The sequence below is a fragment of the Actinomadura chibensis NBRC 106107 genome (assembly GCF_001552135.1).
GTDB classification, from domain to species: domain Bacteria; phylum Actinomycetota; class Actinomycetes; order Streptosporangiales; family Streptosporangiaceae; genus Spirillospora; species Spirillospora chibensis.
Genome location: NZ_BCQP01000026.1, coordinates 24,556 through 42,810, shown reverse-complemented (window position 1 = coordinate 42,810; position 18,255 = coordinate 24,556). Strand labels below are relative to the sequence as shown.

Genomic DNA, 18,255 nt, shown 5'->3' with positions numbered 1-18,255 from the left:
GACGGCGGCGTACGCCTCGTCCATGGACAGGGGGGCGTCGCGGACGCCGATCAGCCGGATGACGGCGGCGGGGCTGTCGTGGCTCACGTCCCGCAGATTACCTTTCCGGTGCGCCGCCGGGTTCGTCCGGTTCGAAGGTCGCGACGAGGGCGTCCGGGATGGAGCGGACGAGGTCGGGCCCGGTCAGCACCTCGTTCTCGCTGTCGTGGCTGCGCATCCGGACGGCGGAGGCCCGCGTGCCGTCGCGGAGCACGCCGACCACCATGCGGACGTCCTCGCGCGCCGGGTGGCTTCCGATGAACTCCTGCGCCTCGGCGGCGTCCTCGGGGATGTCGGCCTCCACGTCGGAGGGGAGGATGACGCGTTCGATGACGAGCGCGCAGCCGTCCACGGCGTCCGGCCAGACGATCGCGGCGAGGGCCTTTTCGAGGTCGTCCGGCTCGGGGAGCGCCTCCTGCTCGACGGGGACGAGGGCGTCGGCGTCGGCGGGGAGCTGGTCGGCGATGCCCGGCTCGGCTCGGCGCAGCTCGCCGCTCCGGACGAGCGCGTACAGCCGGGGGGCGGCGTCCCAGCCCGCCTGGGCCGAGTGGCGTTCGAGGTCGCGTACGACTTCTTCCAGAAGACTCACGCGCCCATCTTTCCCCCTTTGGGCTCGGGGACATGCGGGAACCCCCGCCCCAGTCGGTAAGTTGCTTCTACAGCACCGGCGGCCGGCCGGTGGGGGCGAAGTTCTCGATCGGAGGGGCCAGTGACCTTCCGGACTCCCGGATTCGGGCGCCGGCTCGGTACCGGACGGACGCGGCTGCTGCTGCCGGCGCTGGTGGCGCTCGCCGTGCTGCTCGTCGCGTTCATGGTCTTCACGGCCGTCTACACGAACGTGCTGTGGTACGACTCCATCGGCTTCTCCGAGGTCTACACGACCCAGTTGCAGGCGAAGGTGGTGCTGTTCTTCGGCGCCGGCCTGCTGATGACGCTGGTGGTCGGCGCGAACGTGGCGGTCGCGTACCGGCTGCGTCCCGCGTACCGGCCGCTGTCGGTGGAGCAGCAGGGGCTGGAGCGGTACCGCGCGGTGATCGACCCGCGCCGCAGGCTCATCTCCTGGACGCTGCTCGGCCTGCTCGGCATCCTGACGGGCTCGTCCGTGGCCGGCCAGTGGCCGGTGTGGCTGGCCTTCCTGAACCGGACGCCCTTCCACGTGAAGGACCCGCAGTTCCACAAGGACGTGTCGTTCTACGTCTTCACGTACCCGTTCCTGCGGCTCGTGCTGGGCGTGGTGTTCGCCACGGTGATCCTGTCCATCCTCGCCTCCGTGATGGTGCACTACCTGTACGGCGGGCTGCGGCTGCAGGGGCCGGGCGACAAGGCGAGCCCGCCCGCGCGGGCGCACCTGTCCGTGCTGTTCGGGGTGTTCATCCTGCTGAAGGCCGTCGCCTACTGGTTCGACCGGTACGGGCTGGTGCACTCCGAGCGGGGGGTGACGACCGGCGCGTCCTACACCGACGTGAACGCCCTGCTTCCGGCCAAGACCATCCTCATGATCATCGCGTTGCTGTGCGCGGCGATGTTCTTCAGCAACCTGCTGCGGCGCGGGATGATGCTGCCCGGCGTCGGGTTCACGCTCCTCGTCCTGTCGGCGATCCTGCTCGGCGGCGTGTACCCGCTGCTGATCCAGCAGTTCCAGGTGAAGCCGGACGAGCTGGCCAAGGAACGCGACTACATCCAGCGCAACATCGAGTTCACCCGCAAGGCGTACGGCGTGGACGGGGCGCGGGTCGTCCCGTACGGGACGCAGCCGGTGGCCGACAAGAAGGCCCTCCAGAAGGAGGCCGACGAGCTGGGCGGGGTGCGCGTCCTCGACCCGGCCGTGGTGGGCGAGACGTACCAGCAGCTCCAGCGGATCCGCCCGTTCTACCGGTTCCCCGACACCCTGGACGTCGACCGCTACCAGGTGGACGGCAAGCCCGTCGACACGATCGTCGCGCTGCGGGAGCTGTCCGGGGCGCCCGCCGGGCAGCGGAGCTGGGTGAAGGACCACATGGTCTACACCCACGGCTACGGATTCGTGTCCGCCTACGGCGACCGGTTCGACGCGGGACGGGTGCCCGACTTCATCACCAAGAACATGCCCGCCGACCAGGCCCAGAAGATCAGGGTCGGGAAGCCGGAGATCTACTTCGGGGAGCGCTCGCCGCGCTACTCGGTGGTCGGCGGACGCGGCCAGCAGGAGCTGAACTACCCCGACAACAACGAGTCGGGCCAGCAGAGCAGCACCTACGACGGCGAGGGCGGCGTCCCGATCGACTCGTTCCTCAACAAGCTGCTGTACTCGGCGAAGTTCCAGGACAAGAACCTCCTGCTGTCCGGCGCGATCAACAAGAACGCCAAGATCATGTACGACCGGTCGCCGCGGGAGCGGGTGCAGAAGGCCGCGCCCTGGCTCACCCTCGACGGCGACCCGTACCCGGCCGTCGTGAACGGCCGCATCCTGTGGATCGTGGACGGCTACACGACGTCCAACGGCTACCCGTACGCGGAGGAGACGAGCCTCGGCGAGGCGACCCGCGACACGATCACCGACACCCGGTCGGCGGTGGCGCGGCAGGCCGACGACCACATCAACTACATGCGGAACTCCGTCAAGGCCACCGTGGACGCCTACGACGGCAGCGTCCACCTCTACCAGTGGGACGAGAACGACCCGATCACCAAGACGTGGATGAAGGTGTTCGACCACACCGTCCAGCCGCGGTCGTCGATCCCGCCGGAGCTTGAGGCGCACTTCCGCTACCCGCAGGACCTGTTCAAAGTGCAGCGGAAGATCCTCACCAAGTACCACGTCACCGACCCGTCGGCGTTCTACAACGGCGAGGGCTTCTGGGAGGTGCCGGAGGACCCGTCCGCCAAGGACAAGCGGCAGCCGCCCTACTACCAGAGCCTGCGGATGCCGGGCCGGGCCGCCGAGTCGTTCTCGCTGACCACGGTGTTCAACCCGCGCGGCAACGCCCAGCTCGCCGCGTTCATGGCGGTCGGGTCGACGCCGGGGCAGGACTACGGGCAGATCGAGATCCTGCAGATGCCGCGGAACGCGCAGCCGGCCGGGCCGGGGCAGGTGCAGAACTCGTTCGAGACCGACGCCAAGGTGAAGAACGACCTGTTCGCGCTGAGACAGGGCGGGACGAAGACCGTCCCCGGCAACCTGCTGACGATCCCGTTCGGCGGGAGCCTGCTGTACGTCGAGCCGATGTACACGAAGGCGGCGGGCGGCAAGGAGCAGCAGCCGTACCCGATCCTCGGCAAGATCCTCGTCCGGTTCGGGGAGAGCATCGCCGCCGCCGACACCCTGGACGACGCGCTCGAACAGGTCCTCGGCGGCGCGGGCGTCGGTCCGCCGCCGCCGACGACGACCGCGCCGGGCGGGCAGCTCAGCGCGCAGGCGCAGAAGGCGATCAACGACCTGCGGACGGCCGTCCAGGACTACGAGAACGCGCAGAAGAAGGGCGACTACCCGGGCATGGGCGACGCCTGGAAGCGGATCAAGGACGCGCAGGCCGCGCTGGCGGCGGCGAGCGAGGCCAAGCCGTCCGCGCCCGCGACGCCGCCGGGCAGCCCGTCGCCGAGCCCCTCGGGGACGCCGTCCACGACGCCGTCCCCGAGCTAGGCCGGGCCACCGCGGGCTCAGCGGCGGCGCTTGCGGGCGCGGCGGATCGCGGCGGCGGCGCCGATCGCGGCGACGGTCGCGCCCGCCGCGGTCGCCATGGTGGCCTCCTTGCCGCCGACGCGGCGCCCGACGACGGCGTGCCGTCCGGCGGTCTCGTCCATCACGGCGCGGAGGGCGGCGGCGTTGTCGTACATCGGCTTCCACCCGGCGGCCCGCAGCCGCGCGCAGTCGACGACCCACGGGTAGGCGACGTAGTGGAGGTCGGTGGCGGGCGCGGGCGTCATGCCGAGCCGGTGGAGGCGCTGCGCCATCCCGAACGTGAGCGCGGCGGGCAGCTCGAAGCTGCGCTTGCCGGTGATCTCGGTGACCTCCTCGGGGCCGAGCCAGCCCTCGCAGCCGACCGCGAGCGGCCCGGTGAGCTCCTCGACGACCACGACCTCCAGGGCGGACGCGAGGTCTTCGAGGTGACAGAACTGCCAGCCGGGGGTGCTGCCCTTGACCGTCAGCAGCCGGGGCGCCTCGAAGTGCCGGGTGACGACGGTGTCGACGCCGGGCCCGGCGAGCGCCGCCGGACGGACGACGGTGACGTCCAGCCCGGGGTGCGTGACGGGCGCGGTCGCGGCCAGCTCCTCGATCTCCAGGTGGTCGCCCGCGATGCTGGTGCTGGCCTCGGCGAGGAGCGGGGAGTCCTCGGGCAGCGGCACCTCGTTGCCGGGCTCGGCCCCGTACACCATCGCGGACGTGACGAGCACGACCCGGCGGACCCGGGCCGCGGCCGCGGCGGTGACGACCGTCTGCGCCCCGCGGACGTTGTGGGTGCGGCGCTCGCGGGGGTCCACGTCCGGGGAGTGCTCGACGTCCAGGTTGACGATCACGTCGACGTCCGACAGCCGGTTGGACAGCAGCGGGTCGCGGATGTCGACGACACGCCAGGTGACGCCGGGCACGTCGCCGCGGTGCGCGTCGATGGCGACGATCTTGCGGATCTCCTCCCGTTCGGCGAGCCGGGCGGCGAGCAGCCGTCCCGCCCCGGTGGCCGCGCCGGTGACGGCGACGACCGGGCCCTTGCTACGCCGAGGGCGAACCTTGCCCGTTGCCACGGGGGTGCCCCCTTCCTTGTGTACGCGACCTTGCCCAGACCGGCTAACGTTGCGGATATGAGCCCATCATGCATCCCAGGGGCGAACCGATGAGCAACACTCCCTTCGGCTTCAACCGTCCAGGCGACGGCGACGACGACGACCGTTCCCAGGACCCATTCAAGGGCATGGGCGGCGACATGGCGCAGTTCGCCGACATGCTGCACCGGTTCGCCGACATGATCGGCGGCCAGGGTGCGGCCGGCGCCGCGGGCGGCGGCCCCCTGAACTGGGATCTGGCCAAGAACATCGCGCGGCACAGCGTGGTGGAGCAGGGCGACCCGTCGGTCGTCGACACCGAGCGCCGCCAGGTCGAGGAGGCGCTGCGCCTCGCCGACCTGTGGCTCGACGGCGCCACGACGCTGCCCGCGGGCATCCGGACGCCGCAGGCGTGGAGCCGCTCGGAGTGGATCGAGCAGACGCTCCCGGTGTGGGCGAAGGTCTGCGACCCGATCGCGGCCCGGATGGTCGAGTCCATGGGCGGGGCGCTCGGCGCCGGCGAGATCCCGGCGGACGTGCAGGCGATGGCCGGTCCGCTGATCGGGATGGTCAAGCAGATGGCGGGCGCGATGGTCGGCGGCCAGGCCGGGCAGGCGCTCGGCGCGCTGGCCCGCGAGGTGACCGGCTCCGCCGACGTCGGCCTGCCGCTCGCCCCGGACGGGGTGGGCGCGCTGCTGCCCGCGGGCGTCGAGGCGTTCGGCTCCGGGCTTGAGGTGTCCGGCGACGAGGTCCGGCTCTACCTGGCGCTGCGCGAGGCCGCGCACCAGCGGCTGTTCACGCACGTCCCGTGGCTGCGGTCGCACCTGCTCGGCGCGGTCGAGGAGTACGCGCGCGGCATCACGGTCGACCTGTCGGGCATCGAACAGGCCGTCCAGGGGCTCGACCTGTCGAACCCGGAGGCGCTGCAGGAGGCGCTCGGCAACGAGATCCAGCTCCAGCCGGAGGAGACGCCGCGGCAGAAGGCGGCGCTCGCCCGCCTGGAGACGGCGCTCGCGCTGGTCGAGGGCTGGGTCGACACGGTGGTGAACGAGGCCGCTAAGGAGCGGCTGCCCGGCGCGGTGAAGCTGGCCGAGGCGGTCCGGCGGCGGCGCGCGACCGGCGGCCCCGCCGAGCGGACGTTCGCGACGCTGGTCGGCCTGGAGCTGCGGCCCCGGCGGCTGCGCGAGGCCGCCACCCTGTGGCGGACGCTCACCGAGGTGCGCGGCGCCCAGGGCCGCGACGCCATCTGGGACCACCCCGACCTGCTCCCGACGTCCGACGACCTCGACGACCCGGAGGGGTTCGTCCACGGCCGCGACGAGCTTGAGGGCCTGTCCGACCTCGACCTGTCGAAGCTCACCAGGCCGGAAGACAAGCCGGACGACAAGCCCGACGATGAGCCCGGGGAGAAGCCCGACGACAAGGGCGAGGGCGACGGCGACGGCGGGCCCCGCGCATGAGCCGCCCGCGCGAGTCGCGCGTGTCGCACGTGCACGGCTGCGGGTACGCGCCGGGGTCGTCGGCGAACGCCGTCCGGCGGCGGGTCGCCCGCGCGAGCCTGTGCTGGCACCGCCCGGTCGACCAGGAGCGGCGGCGCCGCCATCCGGCCAACTCCCGGTATCCGCGCGTGGGCCGCACGTGACGCGGAGCGTCCTGCACGACGACGCCGTGCGGGTCCTGTCGTCGTGGACGGCGCCCGACTCCGGCCAGGAGAAGGCCCGCCTGGAGTTCCTCCGCCACCTGGAGGAGCATCCGGCGGACGGCCTGTGGCGGGAGTGCGCGGCCGGGCACATCACGGCCAGCGCCGCGGTGCTCGACCCGTCCAGGTCGCGCGTCCTGCTGACCCTGCACGCCAAGTTCAAGGCGTGGTTCCAGCTCGGCGGGCACTGCGAGCCGCGCGACGCGACGCTCGCGGGCGCGGCGCTGCGGGAGGCGACCGAGGAGTCCGGGATCGGCGGGCTGCGGCTGGTGCCGGGGCCCGTGCGGCTCGATCGGCACGCGGTCCGCTGCGAGGGCCGGGAGACCTGGCACCTGGACGTCCAGTACACGGTGATCGCCCCGGACGGCGCCCCGCACACGGTCAGCGACGAGTCCGAGGCGCTCGGCTGGTTCCCCGTGGACGAACTCCCCGAACCCACCGACGACGCCGTCCGGCGCCTCGTGGCGCGGGCGCGGGACGCGGGCTACGAGCCGACCGGATGACCATCCAGCAGCGCCGCGCGGGCGCGGGCGGCGGGCTACGAGCCGAGCGGGTGACCTTCGAGCAGCGCCCGGGTGTTCTCCCAGCCTTCCAGCCCCGGGTCGAGGAACCGCAGGTCGGCGGTTGTGCGGAGGCGGTGCCAGGGCGGTCCCTGCGGGACGAGCCCGGGCCGCGGCGCGGCGGCGCGCAGCCGGGCCAGCGCGTCCGGGGTGTCGAGGTCGACAGCGGTCTCCGTGCCGTCGAGGGCGGCGGCGAGCCAGCCGGGCAGCGGCAGCCGCGCGGCGAGGGCGACGAGCCCGCCGCCGGGGCGGGCCGCGCAGGCCGCGGACGGCGCGCTCCCGAGGGCGCGGAACAGCTTGCCGATCAGCAGCGGCGGCAGGTCGGGGGCGTCCGGCGCGACGAGCGCGGCGGTCTCGGCGCCGAGCGCGTGCAGCGCGGCGAACGCGCCCGCGAGCGTCGGCTCCCGGACGATCGGGGTGCCCGGCCAGGTCACGGCCTCCGCGTCCGGCTGGTCCGGCGGGTCGAGGACGAGGGCGGGCGTCACGAGTTCGAGCCCGGCGACGACCTCGTAGGCGTCTTCGAGCAGGGCGAGCCGGAACTCGTCCGGGTCGACGCCCGCGGGCACGGCGGAACCGCGGTCGGGCTGCGAACGGTCGGGCCTGGAGAGGACGGCGGCGAAGCGGGCCAGGGTCACCCGGCGGCCTCGTGCGGGAAGTCGTCCCCGTGCCGGACCCCCTCGGCGGCGATCTCGTCGTCCAGGGTGTCGGCCTCCAGCGGCAGGTGCGCGGCGGCGGCGACGCCCTCCAGGTAGCCGCGGGCGCGGTCGGCCTTCGGATAGTTGCCGACCAGCTCCCAGAAGTCGGCGCCGTGCCCCGGGATGAGCAGGTGCGCCAGCTCGTGGACGAGCACGTAGTCGACCACCCAGGACGGCATGCCGCGCAGCCGGGTGGACAGCCTGATCGTGCCGTCGTCGGGGGTGCACGATCCCCAGCGGGCGCGCTGGTTTGCGACCCAGCGGACGCTGACGGGGTCGGCGCGTCCGGCGAGGTAGCGCCTGGACAGGTCCCGGGCGCGCGACTGGAGGTCGGCGTCGGTGGGACGGCGGCGGCGCTCCCGCTCCTCAAGCCGCTCCAGGATGGTCGCGATCCACTGTTCCTCTTCGGCCTTGCTGAGCCTGGACGGAACCATCACCACCACCTTGTCGCCGTCGCGGTAGGCGGACACGGTTCGCCTGCGCCTGGCGCTGCGGCGGACCTCAACGTTAGGGGGCACGCCTGAACCGTACTCGAAATTTTGCCGCCCCCAAAGGGGGTGTTTGACGTCGGCGCAGGTCAGAGCCTCTGTTTTTACGAACCTCAGCGGTTTACCACAATGGTCCGCGGCGTGCCGCCCGGCGTTCACCCGGCCGGTGAAGGGGGGTTACTCGCCGGTGAAGCGTGGGGCGCGCCCCTCCCGTTGCGCCGCGAGCCCCTCCAGCATGTCCTTGGACGCCATCGTGACGGGCTGGGCGAGCGACTCCCAGCGCAGCGCCGACTCCTGGTCGGGGTGCCCGCCGCCGGCGAGCGCGACCTTGGTGAGCCGGGTCGCGATCGGCGCCTGCGCGGCCACCCGGTGGGCGACGGCGAGGGCCTCGTCGAGCACCTTCCCGTCCTCGACGGCGCGGTTGACGAGGCCGTGCCGCTCCGCCTCGGCGCCGGTGACGACCCGTCCGGCGAGCAGCATCTCGCGGGCGAGCGGCAGCCCGGCCACCTCGGGGAGCAGCCAGGTCGCGGCCATGCCGGGGTGCAGGCCGAGCGCGGTGAACGGCGCGAGGAGCTTCGCCCCGGCCGCCGCGTACCGAAGGTCGCAGGCGAGCGCGAGGCACAGCCCGGCGCCGACGGCGTGCCCGTTGACGGCGGCGATCGTCGGGACCTCCAGCTCGCGGATCGCGAGCCACGTCCGGTAGAAGGCGAGCATCCGGTCGCGCAGCGCGGGGACGGGGACCGCGTTCGCGTCGGCGAGCCAGGGCAGGTCGCCGCCGGAGCTGAACGCGCTTCCGGCGCCGGTCAGCACGACGCACCGCACGTCCCGGTCAGTGCGGAGACCGTCCATGGCCGCCGTCCAGGCGGCGGTCATCGCGTCCGACATCGCGTTGCGGCGGGACGGGTCGTTCAGCGTCAGGACGACGACCCCGCCGGGGCGGCGCTCGGTGCGCAGGACGTCCGCGATCTCCTCGGGCATGGCGGCACCGTATCGGACGGGCCCCGTCCCGCCGCGCCCGGACCGCCGCCCGGACGGCGTGAGAAAGCGCACACTTACCACATCCGGGCAGGTCATGGTGCCGGTCCCGGCCAAGAGCGGGCGATTGTTGCGGATCGTTGTGGCGGGACACACAGCCGATCACCGAGAATGGTCCGCGTGAGCGATCTTCCCCGCCGCGCGGTGACGCGGTCAGCAAAGCTGGCGTCCCTCCCCATCGGCTTCGCGGGGCGCACCGCGCTCGGCATGGGGAAGCGCACGTTCGGCCGGCCCGCCGAGGCCGTCGCGATGGAGATCCAGACCCGCACCGCCGAGCAGCTGTTCAAGGTGCTCGGCGAGCTCAAGGGCGGGGCGATGAAGCTCGGCCAGATGCTGTCGATCTTCGAGGCGGCGCTGCCGCCGGAGATCGCCGGGCCGTACCGCGCCACGCTCACCCGGTTGCAGGAGGCCGCTCCCCCGCTGCCCGCCGCGACCGTCCACAAGGTGCTCGCCGAGTTCCTCGGGGACGACTGGCGCGACTACTTCGACTCGTTCGACGACGAGCCCGCCGCCGCCGCGTCCATCGGGCAGGTGCACCGGGCCGTGTGGCACGACGGCCGGGCCGTCGCGGTGAAGGTCCAGTACCCGGGCGCGGGCAAGGCGCTGATCAGCGACTTCAACCAGCTCGCGCGGCTCGGCCGCCTGTTCGGCGTCCTGATGCCCGGGCTGGACGTCAAGTCGATGCTCGCCGAACTGAAGGAACGGGTCGTCGAGGAGCTCGACTACACGATCGAGGCCGAGTCCCAGACCGTCTTCCGGGACGCCTACGACAACGACCCCGACTTCCTCATCCCGGAGGTCGTCGCGCAGTCCGGCAATATCCTGATCACCGAGTGGATGGACGGCACCCCGCTCTCGAAGATCATCAGCGACGGCGACCAGGAGACGCGGAACCACGCGGCGCTGCTGTACTGCCGTTTCCTGCTGTCCGGTCCGAAGCGGTGCGGAATGCTGCACGGCGACCCCCATCCCGGCAATTTCCGGCTGCTGGCGGACGGGCGGCTCGGCGTCCTCGACTTCGGCGCCGTCGACCGCATTCCCGGCGGCTTCCAGCGGCGGCTCGGCCTGCTGCTGCGCATCGGCACGATGGCCGACATCGCCGAGATCGAGGAGGCCCTCCGCCGGGAGGACTTCATCCGCGAGGGCGTGGACGTCGACGCCGACTCGCTCCAGGCCTTCCTCGCCCCGATCACCGAGCCGTTCATCACGGAGACGTTCAGGTTCAGCCGGGAATGGCTGCGCGACATGGCCGCGCGGGTCACGGACCTGCGGCCGTCGAACGTCGTCCGGCAGCTCAACCTGCCGCCGGAATACGTCATCATCCACCGGGTCCTGTCGGCCGGGACGGGCGTGCTGTGCCAGCTCGAATGCGAGATCCCGGCGCGCGGGGAATCCCTGAAATGGGTCCCCGGATTCGCGGACGACTCCGCCGCGGAAGGCATCGACGAAGCGGCCGGGGACGAGGACGGCGAACTCGTCACCGGCTGAATTCCGGCTGATTTCTTCTTGCGAAAGCTCAGCGGGGCCCCGCGTGTTGATGAGACGCGCGGGGCCCCGCTTCTCGCGCGTCCGGCGAGTGGGCCGCCGGACGCGCTCCATCCGCCCGCGGGGAGGCGCACCCGTCCGCCAAACCATCCAAGAAGGGCGGAGGTGAGTGGGGGCCTGCGACCCACCGGGCATTCTCGTCAGTGCTGGTCAATTCATGAATGGCGGTCAGTTCGTCGGTGCTGGCCAGTTCATCGGTGCTGGCCAGTTCATCGGTGGCGGTCAGTTCTCCCAGTGCTGGTGCCGGGTTTCCGGCACCTGCGCGTACGTGTCGCCGACCGGGGTCGGCGCGAGCAGCACGCGGCGGACGCGGGACGCCCGCGTCCGCGCGTCGCGGCGCGCCCGCCGCAGCGCGTGGACGCGGACGGCCAGTTCGTCCGGCCGGAGGCGCGGCGCCGCGGTGGGCGCCGCGCCCTCGGCGCCGGGCCGGTGGAGCGTGGTGGGCATGTCGCCTCACACGGTCAGCTCGTCGGGCCGCGGGTGCTTGCGCGGACGGCCGCGCGGCCGCTTGCGCGGCACGATCACACCGCGGACGAACAGCTCGCCGCCCCAGACGCCCCAGGGCTCCTTGCGCTCAAGCGCACCGGCGAGGCACTCGCGGCGGAGCGGGCACTCCTGGCACAGGGCCTTGGCGAGCTCGACGTCGGCGGGAGACTCGGCGAAGAACAGCTCCGGGTCGGTCCGGCACGGAAGAGTGAGGTCCTCCTCGCTTACTGCGAGAGCCCCCTGCATCACAGTCACCCTTGTTCCTCTCGTTGGATCTCAACGGGCGTTTCGGTGGGTTGTCTGGGCAAATAAGAAGGCCGCGGATCCGATGTCTGGATCCGCGGCCTGGGGGCTTGCCGGTGTTCTAAACCGGTGGCCTCCAGGGGTACGGACCCGACACGTCACCCGTGACGGTGACGCCCACGTGGGCCGTGGCCGGAGCCTGGACGGACATGCCGCCGAGAAGGTGTTCGGAGACACTCCGCCCCTGGCCGTCCTGGAATCGCTGATCGACGCGCAGCTCACACGAATTGGCGCCGCCGACCTCGGCCCCGCGCAGCTCCATGCCACGCAGTTTCAGGTCGCTCGGCTTCAGCTCGCGCTGCTGGACGTCACGCATGGCGCGCTGGTCACGCGGTCGCAGGCCGACCGCGTCCGAATACGCGACCGAGGCGGCGGGGACGCCGGGAATCGAGGCGCCAGGCCATGCGGTCCAGGACGACGCGGATTTCATCAACGTGTTGCTCACCGGACTGCACACCACCTTCCTGGCTCCTCGGGCCGCACCGGGGGACGCTTGGTCCTCGCCGACGGGCCTGTTCATTGCTCGCGTTAGAGCGTACGGGGCTTCCGCCAAATCAATCAAGATATTTTTGACCTGCGGTTCTGTGGCTCGGTTCACCCCGCGCCTAGCCCGAGACGCGGATCAGTCCCTCCTGCATCACCGACACGACCAGGTCCCCCGCGCGGGTGAACACCTGGCCGCGGGCGAGGCCGCGCGCGCCGCCCGCGAACGGGGAGTCCTGGTAGTAGAGCAGCCAGTCGTCGGCGCGGAACGGGCGGTGGAACCACATCGCGTGGTCGAGGCTGGCGCCCATCGTCCGCTTGTCGCCCCAGGCGAGGCCGTGGTTGAGCAGGACGGTGTCGAGCAGCGTCATGTCGGAGGCGTAGGTCATCAGGCACACGTGCAGGAGCGGGTCGTCCGGGAGGTCGCCGTCGACCTTCAGCCACACCTTCGACTCGGGGCTGATGAGCGCCGGGTCCTTCGCGGCCTCCCAGGTCAGCGGGGTCGCGTGCCGGATGTCGAAGGGCCGCCGGGCGATGAACTCGCGCGCGCCGACCTCGCCGAACTGCGGGGTCAGCCGGGTGAGGCCGTCCGGGAGCGTCTCGGGGTCGGGGGCCTCCGGCATCGGCGCCTGGTGGGCCGGGCCGTCCTCGACGATCTGGAACGACGCCGACAGCGTGAAGATCGCCTTGCCGTGCTGGACGGCGGTGACCCGCCGCGTCGTGAAGGAGCGGCCGTCGCGGACCCGGTCGACGGTGTAGACGATCGGGACGAGCGGGTCGCCCGGCCGGATGAAGTACGCGTGCAGCGAGTGCACGGGGCGGTTGACGGGGACGGTCCGCCCGGCGGCGACCAGCGCCTGCCCGGCGACCTGCCCGCCGAAGACGCGCTGCCGCCGCTCGTCGGACGTCCGGCCGCGGAAGATGTCGTTCTCGATCTGTTCGAGGTCGAGCAGGTCGAGCAACGCCTTCAGGGAGTCCTTCACACCGGCAAGTCTCCCGCATCACCCCGTGTGGTCAGGATCACGCCCCGCATGATCTCCTCCCGGCGTGATCATGGGCCACGGCATCCCCTCCCGCGTGACTCCGTCTGGCGGCATGAGGTCCCACGGCACCTCACCTCTCGCGGGTCCCTCACCCCCTGATCTCACGCCTCTTGATCTCACGCCTCCTGATCTCACGCCCCCTGATCTCACGCCCCCTGATCTCACGCCCCTGATCTCACGCCCCCTGATCTCGTCGCATGGGCTTAGGGGCCGCACAGGCTCAGCACCGCCTCGCCGTACCGGTCGAGCTTGACCTTGCCGACGCCGGGGATGCGGGCGAGGTCTTCGAGGGAGTCGGGGCCGTGTTCGGCGATCGCCTGGAGGGTGGCGTCGGTGAAGACGACGTAGGCGGGGACCTTCTGCTCGGCCGACACCCGGGCGCGCCATTCCTTGAGCGCGATCAGCAGCTCCTCGTTCAGCTCGGACGGGCAGTCCTCGCAGCGGCCGAGCTTGCGTTCGACGGCGGCGGTCAGCGGCCGCCCGCACACCCGGCATGGCTGCGGGCCCCGCGCCGGACGGCGGTTCGACCGGTCGGCGCGGGCCGGGGTGTGGGTGGTGGCCTTGCCGGTCAGGCCGTCCAGGAAACGGGACGGGCGGCGCCGCCGCGCCCCGCCCGGCGACCGGGACAGCGCCCATGACAGCGACAGGTGGACGCGCGCCCGCGTGACCCCGACGTACAGCAGCCGCCGCTCCTCCTCGATCTGGGCGGGCGTCTCGGCGTAGACGATCGGCAAAGTGCCCTCGACGAGCCCGACGAGGAACACCGCGTCCCATTCCAGGCCCTTCGCGGCGTGCAGCGACGCGAGCGTGACGCCCTCCAGCGGCGGCGCGTGCTGCGCGGCGGCGCGCTCCTCCAGCTCGGCGACGAAGTCGGGCAGGGCGGCCTTCGGGTTGTCGGCGGCCATGTCCTCGGCGAGCTGGGCGAGCGCGGCGAGCGACTCCCAGCGCGCGCGGGCCGCGCCCGCGCCCTCGGGCGCGCGGTCGGAGAACCCGGCGCCGGACAGCACGTGCCGGACGGTGTGGATCAGCCCCGTCCCGTCGGTCTCGGCGTCGGCGCCGACCCGGGTGGCGGCGCGCAGCATGATCACGGCCTGTTTGACCTCGGGCCGCTCGAAGAACCGCTCCGCGCCGCGCAGGACGTACGGGACGCCCGCCGCCGCCAGCGCCGACTCGTACGCCTCCGACTGCGCGTTCACCCGGTAGAGGATCGCGATCTCGCGCGCCGGGACGCCCTCGTCGATCAGCTTGCGGGCCCGGCGGGCGGCGTCGTCGGCCTCGGCGATCTCGTCGTCGTACTCGTTGAACACCGGCTCGGGGCCCGCCTCGCGCTGCGCGATCAGCTCCAGGCCGTGCCGCGCGCCGCGGGCCTGCCCGATCACGCCGTTCGCGAGCCGGACGACCTGCGGCGTCGACCGGTAGTCGCGGACGAGCCGGACGACCTTCGCGGCCGGGTGCTCGCGGGTGAAGTCGAGCAGGTGGGACGGCGACGCGCCGGTGAAGGAGTAGATCGTCTGGTTCGGGTCGCCGACGACGCACAGGTCGTCGCGGTCGCCGAGCCAGGTGTCGAGCAGGAGCTTCTGCAGGGGGTTGACGTCCTGGAACTCGTCGACGACGAAGTACCGGTACTGCTCGCGGACCTGGTTCGCGACCTCGCGGTGCTCGGTGAGGACGGCCGCGGTCAGCTCCAACATTCCCTCGAAGTCGAGCAGGTTGCGCTCGCGTCTGAGCTGCTCGTACATGGCGTAGAGGCGCGCGACGTCGACGACGTCGGTGGACGGTTTGCGCCCCGCCTTGACGACGGCGGCGGGGTAGTCCTCGGGGCGGTTCTGGGTGACCTTCGCCCATTCGATCTCGCTCGCGACGTCGCGCAGCTCCGTCCGGCCGAGGGACAGCCGGCACGCCTTGGCCGCGTCCGCGACCACCGCGATCTTCGACTCGATGATCTTTGGCGGTTCGCCGCCGACGACGCGCGGCCAGAAGTAGCTGAGCTGGCGCAGCGCCGCCGCGTGGAAGGTGCGCGCCTGCACCCCCGGCGCGCCGAGCTGCCGGAGCCTGCTGCGCAGCTCGCCCGCCGCGCGTGTGGTGAACGTCACGGCGAGCACCCGCTGCGGCGTGACGACGCCGGTCAGCGTCGCGTACGCGATGCGGTGCGTGATGGCCCTGGTCTTGCCCGTCCCGGCGCCCGCGAGGACGCACACCGGACCCTGCACCGCCTCGGCGACCTCCCGCTGTTCGGGGTCGAGTCCCTCCAGCACCGCCTCAGTCGACATGCCCCCATACTCGCAGCCCGTCCCACCGGCATCACCCAACTCCGCCGCCTGTGGATAACCGCCGCCCCCCCGACGACCGCAGGAATGCGGGCGACCTGTCTACTGTTCTCGGGAGGGCCGACCGTAGTGACGAGCATCGTAGTGACGAGCAGAGACGAGCGAGGGAGACGACGCAGCGATGGCGACGCCGACGACCGACCGGACCGAGGGTCAGGCCGGCCAGCTCACCATGTACACGACGACCTGGTGCGGGTTCTGCCGGCGGCTGAAGCGCCAGCTCGCCCGGGACGGCATCGAGATGGTGGAGGTCGACATCGAGCGCGACCCCGACGCGGCGCAGTTCGTCATGAGCGTCAACGGCGGGAACCAGACCGTCCCGACCGTGGTGTTCCCGGACGGCACCGCCGTGACCAATCCCAGCGCCAAGGCCGTCAAGGCGAAGCTCGCCTCCCTGGCCTGAGCCCTGCCCGAGCCCTGCCCGACTCTGGCCTACCCAGCCCTACCCGGACCTAGAAGGCGGGCATGTTGGGCAGTTCGCCGCCGTACCAGCGCATGATGAGCTGGGCGGCGATGGACAGCGGGCCCGGCGCGACGAGCTCGCCCGCGTCGATGGCGGCGCGCAGTTCCGCGCGGGTGTACCAGGCGGCGTCGAGGATCTCCTCCGGGTCGGGACGGAGCGGCACGTCGCCGTCCGTCCGCGCCATGAAGCCGAGCATGAGGCTCCGCGGCAGCGGCCACGGCTGGCTGCCGAGGTAGCGGACGTCCCGGACGGGCAGCCCGACCTCCTCCTCCACCTCCCGCGCGACCGCCTGTTCGAGGGACTCGCCGGGCTCGACGAACCCGGCGAGGATCGAGCGGCGGTCGGCGGGCCACTGCGGGCCGCGGGCGAGCAGGATCCGGTCGGCCTCGTCCGTCACCAGCATGATCACGGCCGGGTCGACGCGAGGGAAGTGCTGCGAGCCGTCGGCGGGGCAGACCCGGACGTGCCCGGCGGACTCCACCCGCGTCTCGGCGCCGCAGCGCGGGCAGTGACGGTTGTCGCGGTGCCAGTGCTCCAGCGCGACGACGTGCGTGAGCAGGCCGGAGTCGCGGTCGCCGAGGAGCGCGCCGACGCGCCGCAGCCCGGCGGGCTCCGCGCCCTCGATGGCGGGCAGGGGGCCGGGGGTCCCGAAGTAGGCGGTCCCGGCGTCGTCCACGCCGAGGAGCCACCGGTCGCCGTCCGGCGCCCGCCCCGGCGGGACGAAGACGAGCGCCGGGCTGGGCCCGAACGTCACGAGCACCCGGCCGTCCTGGACGACGACGACCCGCGTCTTGGGGTCCTTCCAGGCGGTGTCCAGCCAGGCGTCGTCGCGGCGCTTCAGCGCCACCCGGTCGAGCGTGCCGCGCGCGAGCGCGAGCCATTCCAGCGGCCCGTCCGTCACCGTGAACTCCTCCCCCGGGGCCCGTCCAGCACGGCCCTCTCCTGCAGGACTTTCTAGCGCAGGGCGACGGCGAGTTCTTCCCAAAGGTAGGCGGCGGCCTCCGCGCCCTTGAGGAGGAGCGGGATCTCGACCTTCTCGTTGGTGGCGTGGATGCGGTCGCCGTTCAACCCGACCGCGACGAAGACGAGCGGCGCCTCCAGGACGTCGGCGAGGTCGGCCTCCGGTCCGCTGCCGCCTTCGCGGGTGAACAGGACCTCGGTGCCGAAGGCGCGTTCCATCGCGCGCCGCGCGGCCTTGACGCTGGGAGAGTCGATCGGCGAGAAGCACGGACGGACGCCGCCGGGCTGAAGGTGCACCTCTGCCTCGACCCCAGGCGGGGTGTGCTCCTCGACCCACGACTGGAACGCCTGCTGGACTTTGCGCGGATCCTGTCCGGCGACGAGCCGGAACGAGACTTTGGCGTGCGCCTCGTGCGGGACGATGGTCTTGCCGCCCGGTCCGGTGTGCCCGCCCCACATGCCGTTGATCTCGGCGGTGGGCCGCGCCCAGATGCGTTCCAGGGTGGTGTAGCCCTTTTCGCCGTGGGCGGCGCGGCTGTCACCGGCGCTCTGGAGCCACTCGTCCTCGTCGAACGGGAGGCGTGCGAACAGGTCGCGTTCCTCGTCCGTCAGTGGGACGACGTCGTCGTAGAAGCCGGGAAGGGTGACGCGTCCGTCGGCGTCGTGCAGCGCGGACATCAGCACCGCCATCGCCTGGAGCGGGTTCGGCACGGCCCCGCCGAACGACCCGGAATGGAGGTCGTGCGAAGGCCCGCGCAGCGTGACCTCCGCTTCGGTGAGCCCGCGCATGCCCGTGCACATGGACGGGACGTCCGCCGCCCACATCGTCGTGTCGCTGATGACCACGGCGTCGCAGACGAGGCGGTCGCGGTGCGCGTGCAGGAGGTCGGCGAAGTGCACCGACCCCGACTCCTCCTCGCCCTCGACCAGCAGCTTGATCGTGACGGGCGGGGCCGTGCGGCCGGACGCGGCGAGCCCCGCGCGCAGGCCCAGCGTGTGGAAGAACACCTGGCCCTTGTCGTCGGACGCGCCCCGGCCGATGAGGCGGTCGCCCTTCTCGACGGGTTTGAACGGGTCGGTATCCCATTCGTCCAGCGGTTCCACCGGCTGGACGTCGTGGTGCCCGTAGACGACGACCGCGGGGGCGTCGGAATCCTCGGCGGGCCACTCGGCGTAGACGGCGGGGTGCCCTGGAGTCTCCCAGACCTCGACGGTCGGGAAGCCCTGCCCGCGCAGGTGCCCGGCGAGCCACTCCGCCGAGCGCCGCACGTCGCCGGCGTAGGCGGGGTCACCCGAGATGGACGGGATCGCCAGCCACTCCCTGAGGTCGGCGACGAACCGGTCCCTGCGGGCCTGGATGTAGGCCACTACCTCGTTCACCTGCATGCCCCT

At 72.4% G+C, this 18,255-nt stretch carries 18 protein-coding genes; 6 read left to right on the top strand and 12 right to left on the bottom strand.

The window, feature by feature from the left end; translation table 11 throughout:
• Nucleotides 1-97 precede the first annotated feature (97 nt).
• Nucleotides 98-628: a PPA1309 family protein gene (locus ACH01S_RS15545; RefSeq protein WP_067891501.1), complete on the bottom strand. Its 531-nt coding sequence runs from the start codon at nucleotides 626-628 to the stop codon at nucleotides 98-100.
• A gap of 120 nt (nucleotides 629-748) precedes the next feature.
• Between ACH01S_RS15545 and ACH01S_RS15540 the strand changes: the two genes are divergently transcribed.
• The gene (locus ACH01S_RS15540) at nucleotides 749-3,658 is read left to right on the top strand and encodes a UPF0182 family membrane protein (RefSeq protein WP_067891498.1); all 2,910 of its coding nucleotides are present in this window, start codon (nucleotides 749-751) and stop codon (nucleotides 3,656-3,658) included.
• Nucleotides 3,659-3,675: 17 nt separating this feature from the next.
• Here ACH01S_RS15540 and ACH01S_RS15535 read toward each other — a convergent pair whose 3' ends face one another.
• Complete coding sequence (locus ACH01S_RS15535) at nucleotides 3,676-4,758, bottom strand: NAD-dependent epimerase/dehydratase family protein (RefSeq protein ID WP_067891495.1); 1,083 nt, start codon at nucleotides 4,756-4,758, stop codon at nucleotides 3,676-3,678.
• 89 nt (nucleotides 4,759-4,847) lie between these two features.
• Between ACH01S_RS15535 and ACH01S_RS15530 the strand changes: the two genes are divergently transcribed.
• From ACH01S_RS15530 to ACH01S_RS15520, 3 genes are read left to right on the top strand one after another with little or no spacing between them, the layout of a single operon-like run.
• Nucleotides 4,848-6,236, top strand: a complete 1,389-nt coding sequence (locus ACH01S_RS15530; RefSeq protein ID WP_067891493.1) for a zinc-dependent metalloprotease — start codon at nucleotides 4,848-4,850, stop codon at nucleotides 6,234-6,236.
• Complete coding sequence (locus ACH01S_RS45970; RefSeq protein WP_067891490.1) at nucleotides 6,233-6,418, top strand: hypothetical protein; 186 nt, start codon at nucleotides 6,233-6,235, stop codon at nucleotides 6,416-6,418. The genes ACH01S_RS15530 and ACH01S_RS45970 overlap by 4 nt, the downstream gene beginning before the upstream one ends.
• Complete coding sequence (locus tag ACH01S_RS15520; protein ID WP_246236650.1) at nucleotides 6,415-6,978, top strand: NUDIX hydrolase; 564 nt, start codon at nucleotides 6,415-6,417, stop codon at nucleotides 6,976-6,978. The genes ACH01S_RS45970 and ACH01S_RS15520 overlap by 4 nt, the downstream gene beginning before the upstream one ends.
• Before the next feature lie 35 nt (nucleotides 6,979-7,013).
• Here the strand turns inward: ACH01S_RS15520 and ACH01S_RS15515 are convergent, their stop codons facing one another.
• The 3 genes from ACH01S_RS15515 to ACH01S_RS15505 form a co-directional block, all read right to left on the bottom strand.
• Nucleotides 7,014-7,670, bottom strand: coding sequence for a glycosyltransferase family protein (locus ACH01S_RS15515; protein ID WP_083980721.1), 657 nt, complete (start codon nucleotides 7,668-7,670; stop codon nucleotides 7,014-7,016).
• Entirely contained in the window at nucleotides 7,667-8,200 is a 534-nt protein-coding gene (locus ACH01S_RS15510; RefSeq protein WP_067891487.1) for a M48 metallopeptidase family protein, read from the bottom strand. Before ACH01S_RS15510 ends, ACH01S_RS15515 begins: the two co-directional genes overlap by 4 nt.
• 195 nt (nucleotides 8,201-8,395) lie before the next feature.
• On the bottom strand, nucleotides 8,396-9,196 hold the full coding sequence (locus ACH01S_RS15505) for an enoyl-CoA hydratase/isomerase family protein (protein WP_067891484.1): 801 nt from the start codon (nucleotides 9,194-9,196) through the stop codon (nucleotides 8,396-8,398).
• Nucleotides 9,197-9,373: 177 nt separating this feature from the next.
• Here ACH01S_RS15505 and ACH01S_RS15500 point away from each other — a divergent pair, with 177 nt between their 5' ends.
• On the top strand, nucleotides 9,374-10,741 hold the full coding sequence (locus ACH01S_RS15500) for an ABC1 kinase family protein (protein WP_246236646.1): 1,368 nt from the start codon (nucleotides 9,374-9,376) through the stop codon (nucleotides 10,739-10,741).
• A 279-nt stretch (nucleotides 10,742-11,020) separates the two neighbouring features.
• On the opposite strand, the gene ACH01S_RS15495 is transcribed toward ACH01S_RS15500, so the two are convergent.
• The 5 genes from ACH01S_RS15495 to ACH01S_RS15475 all read right to left on the bottom strand — a co-directional run bounded on the left by ACH01S_RS15495 (nucleotide 11,021) and on the right by ACH01S_RS15475 (nucleotide 15,383).
• Nucleotides 11,021-11,245 (bottom strand): hypothetical protein, encoded by a 225-nt coding sequence (locus ACH01S_RS15495; RefSeq protein ID WP_067891478.1) that lies wholly within the window; start codon nucleotides 11,243-11,245, stop codon nucleotides 11,021-11,023.
• A gap of 6 nt (nucleotides 11,246-11,251) precedes the next feature.
• A complete protein-coding gene (locus tag ACH01S_RS15490; RefSeq protein ID WP_067891475.1) occupies nucleotides 11,252-11,530 on the bottom strand; it encodes a WhiB family transcriptional regulator in 279 nt (92 codons plus the stop codon).
• Nucleotides 11,531-11,648: 118 nt separating this feature from the next.
• Nucleotides 11,649-12,032: a hypothetical protein gene (locus ACH01S_RS15485; protein ID WP_067891472.1), complete on the bottom strand. Its 384-nt coding sequence runs from the start codon at nucleotides 12,030-12,032 to the stop codon at nucleotides 11,649-11,651.
• 160 nt (nucleotides 12,033-12,192) lie between these two features.
• On the bottom strand, nucleotides 12,193-13,053 hold the full coding sequence (gene tesB, locus ACH01S_RS15480) for an acyl-CoA thioesterase II (RefSeq protein ID WP_067891469.1): 861 nt from the start codon (nucleotides 13,051-13,053) through the stop codon (nucleotides 12,193-12,195).
• 263 nt (nucleotides 13,054-13,316) lie between these two features.
• Nucleotides 13,317-15,383 (bottom strand): ATP-dependent DNA helicase UvrD2, encoded by a 2,067-nt coding sequence (locus ACH01S_RS15475; RefSeq protein ID WP_067891466.1) that lies wholly within the window; start codon nucleotides 15,381-15,383, stop codon nucleotides 13,317-13,319.
• 178 nt (nucleotides 15,384-15,561) lie between these two features.
• On the opposite strand from ACH01S_RS15475, the gene ACH01S_RS15470 reads away from it, so the two are divergent.
• On the top strand, nucleotides 15,562-15,843 hold the full coding sequence (locus ACH01S_RS15470) for a mycoredoxin (RefSeq protein WP_067891463.1): 282 nt from the start codon (nucleotides 15,562-15,564) through the stop codon (nucleotides 15,841-15,843).
• Nucleotides 15,844-15,892: 49 nt separating this feature from the next.
• Here ACH01S_RS15470 and nudC read toward each other — a convergent pair whose 3' ends face one another.
• Together nudC and ACH01S_RS15460 are read right to left on the bottom strand one after the other, a co-directional pair.
• Nucleotides 15,893-16,804 carry an NAD(+) diphosphatase gene (gene nudC, locus ACH01S_RS15465; protein WP_083980720.1) on the bottom strand — a complete coding sequence of 304 codons (912 nt, stop codon included), beginning with the start codon at nucleotides 16,802-16,804 and terminating at the stop codon, nucleotides 15,893-15,895.
• 53 nt (nucleotides 16,805-16,857) lie between these two features.
• Nucleotides 16,858-18,243, bottom strand: a complete 1,386-nt coding sequence (locus tag ACH01S_RS15460; RefSeq protein WP_246236645.1) for a dipeptidase — start codon at nucleotides 18,241-18,243, stop codon at nucleotides 16,858-16,860.
• Nucleotides 18,244-18,255: the final 12 nt, after the last annotated feature.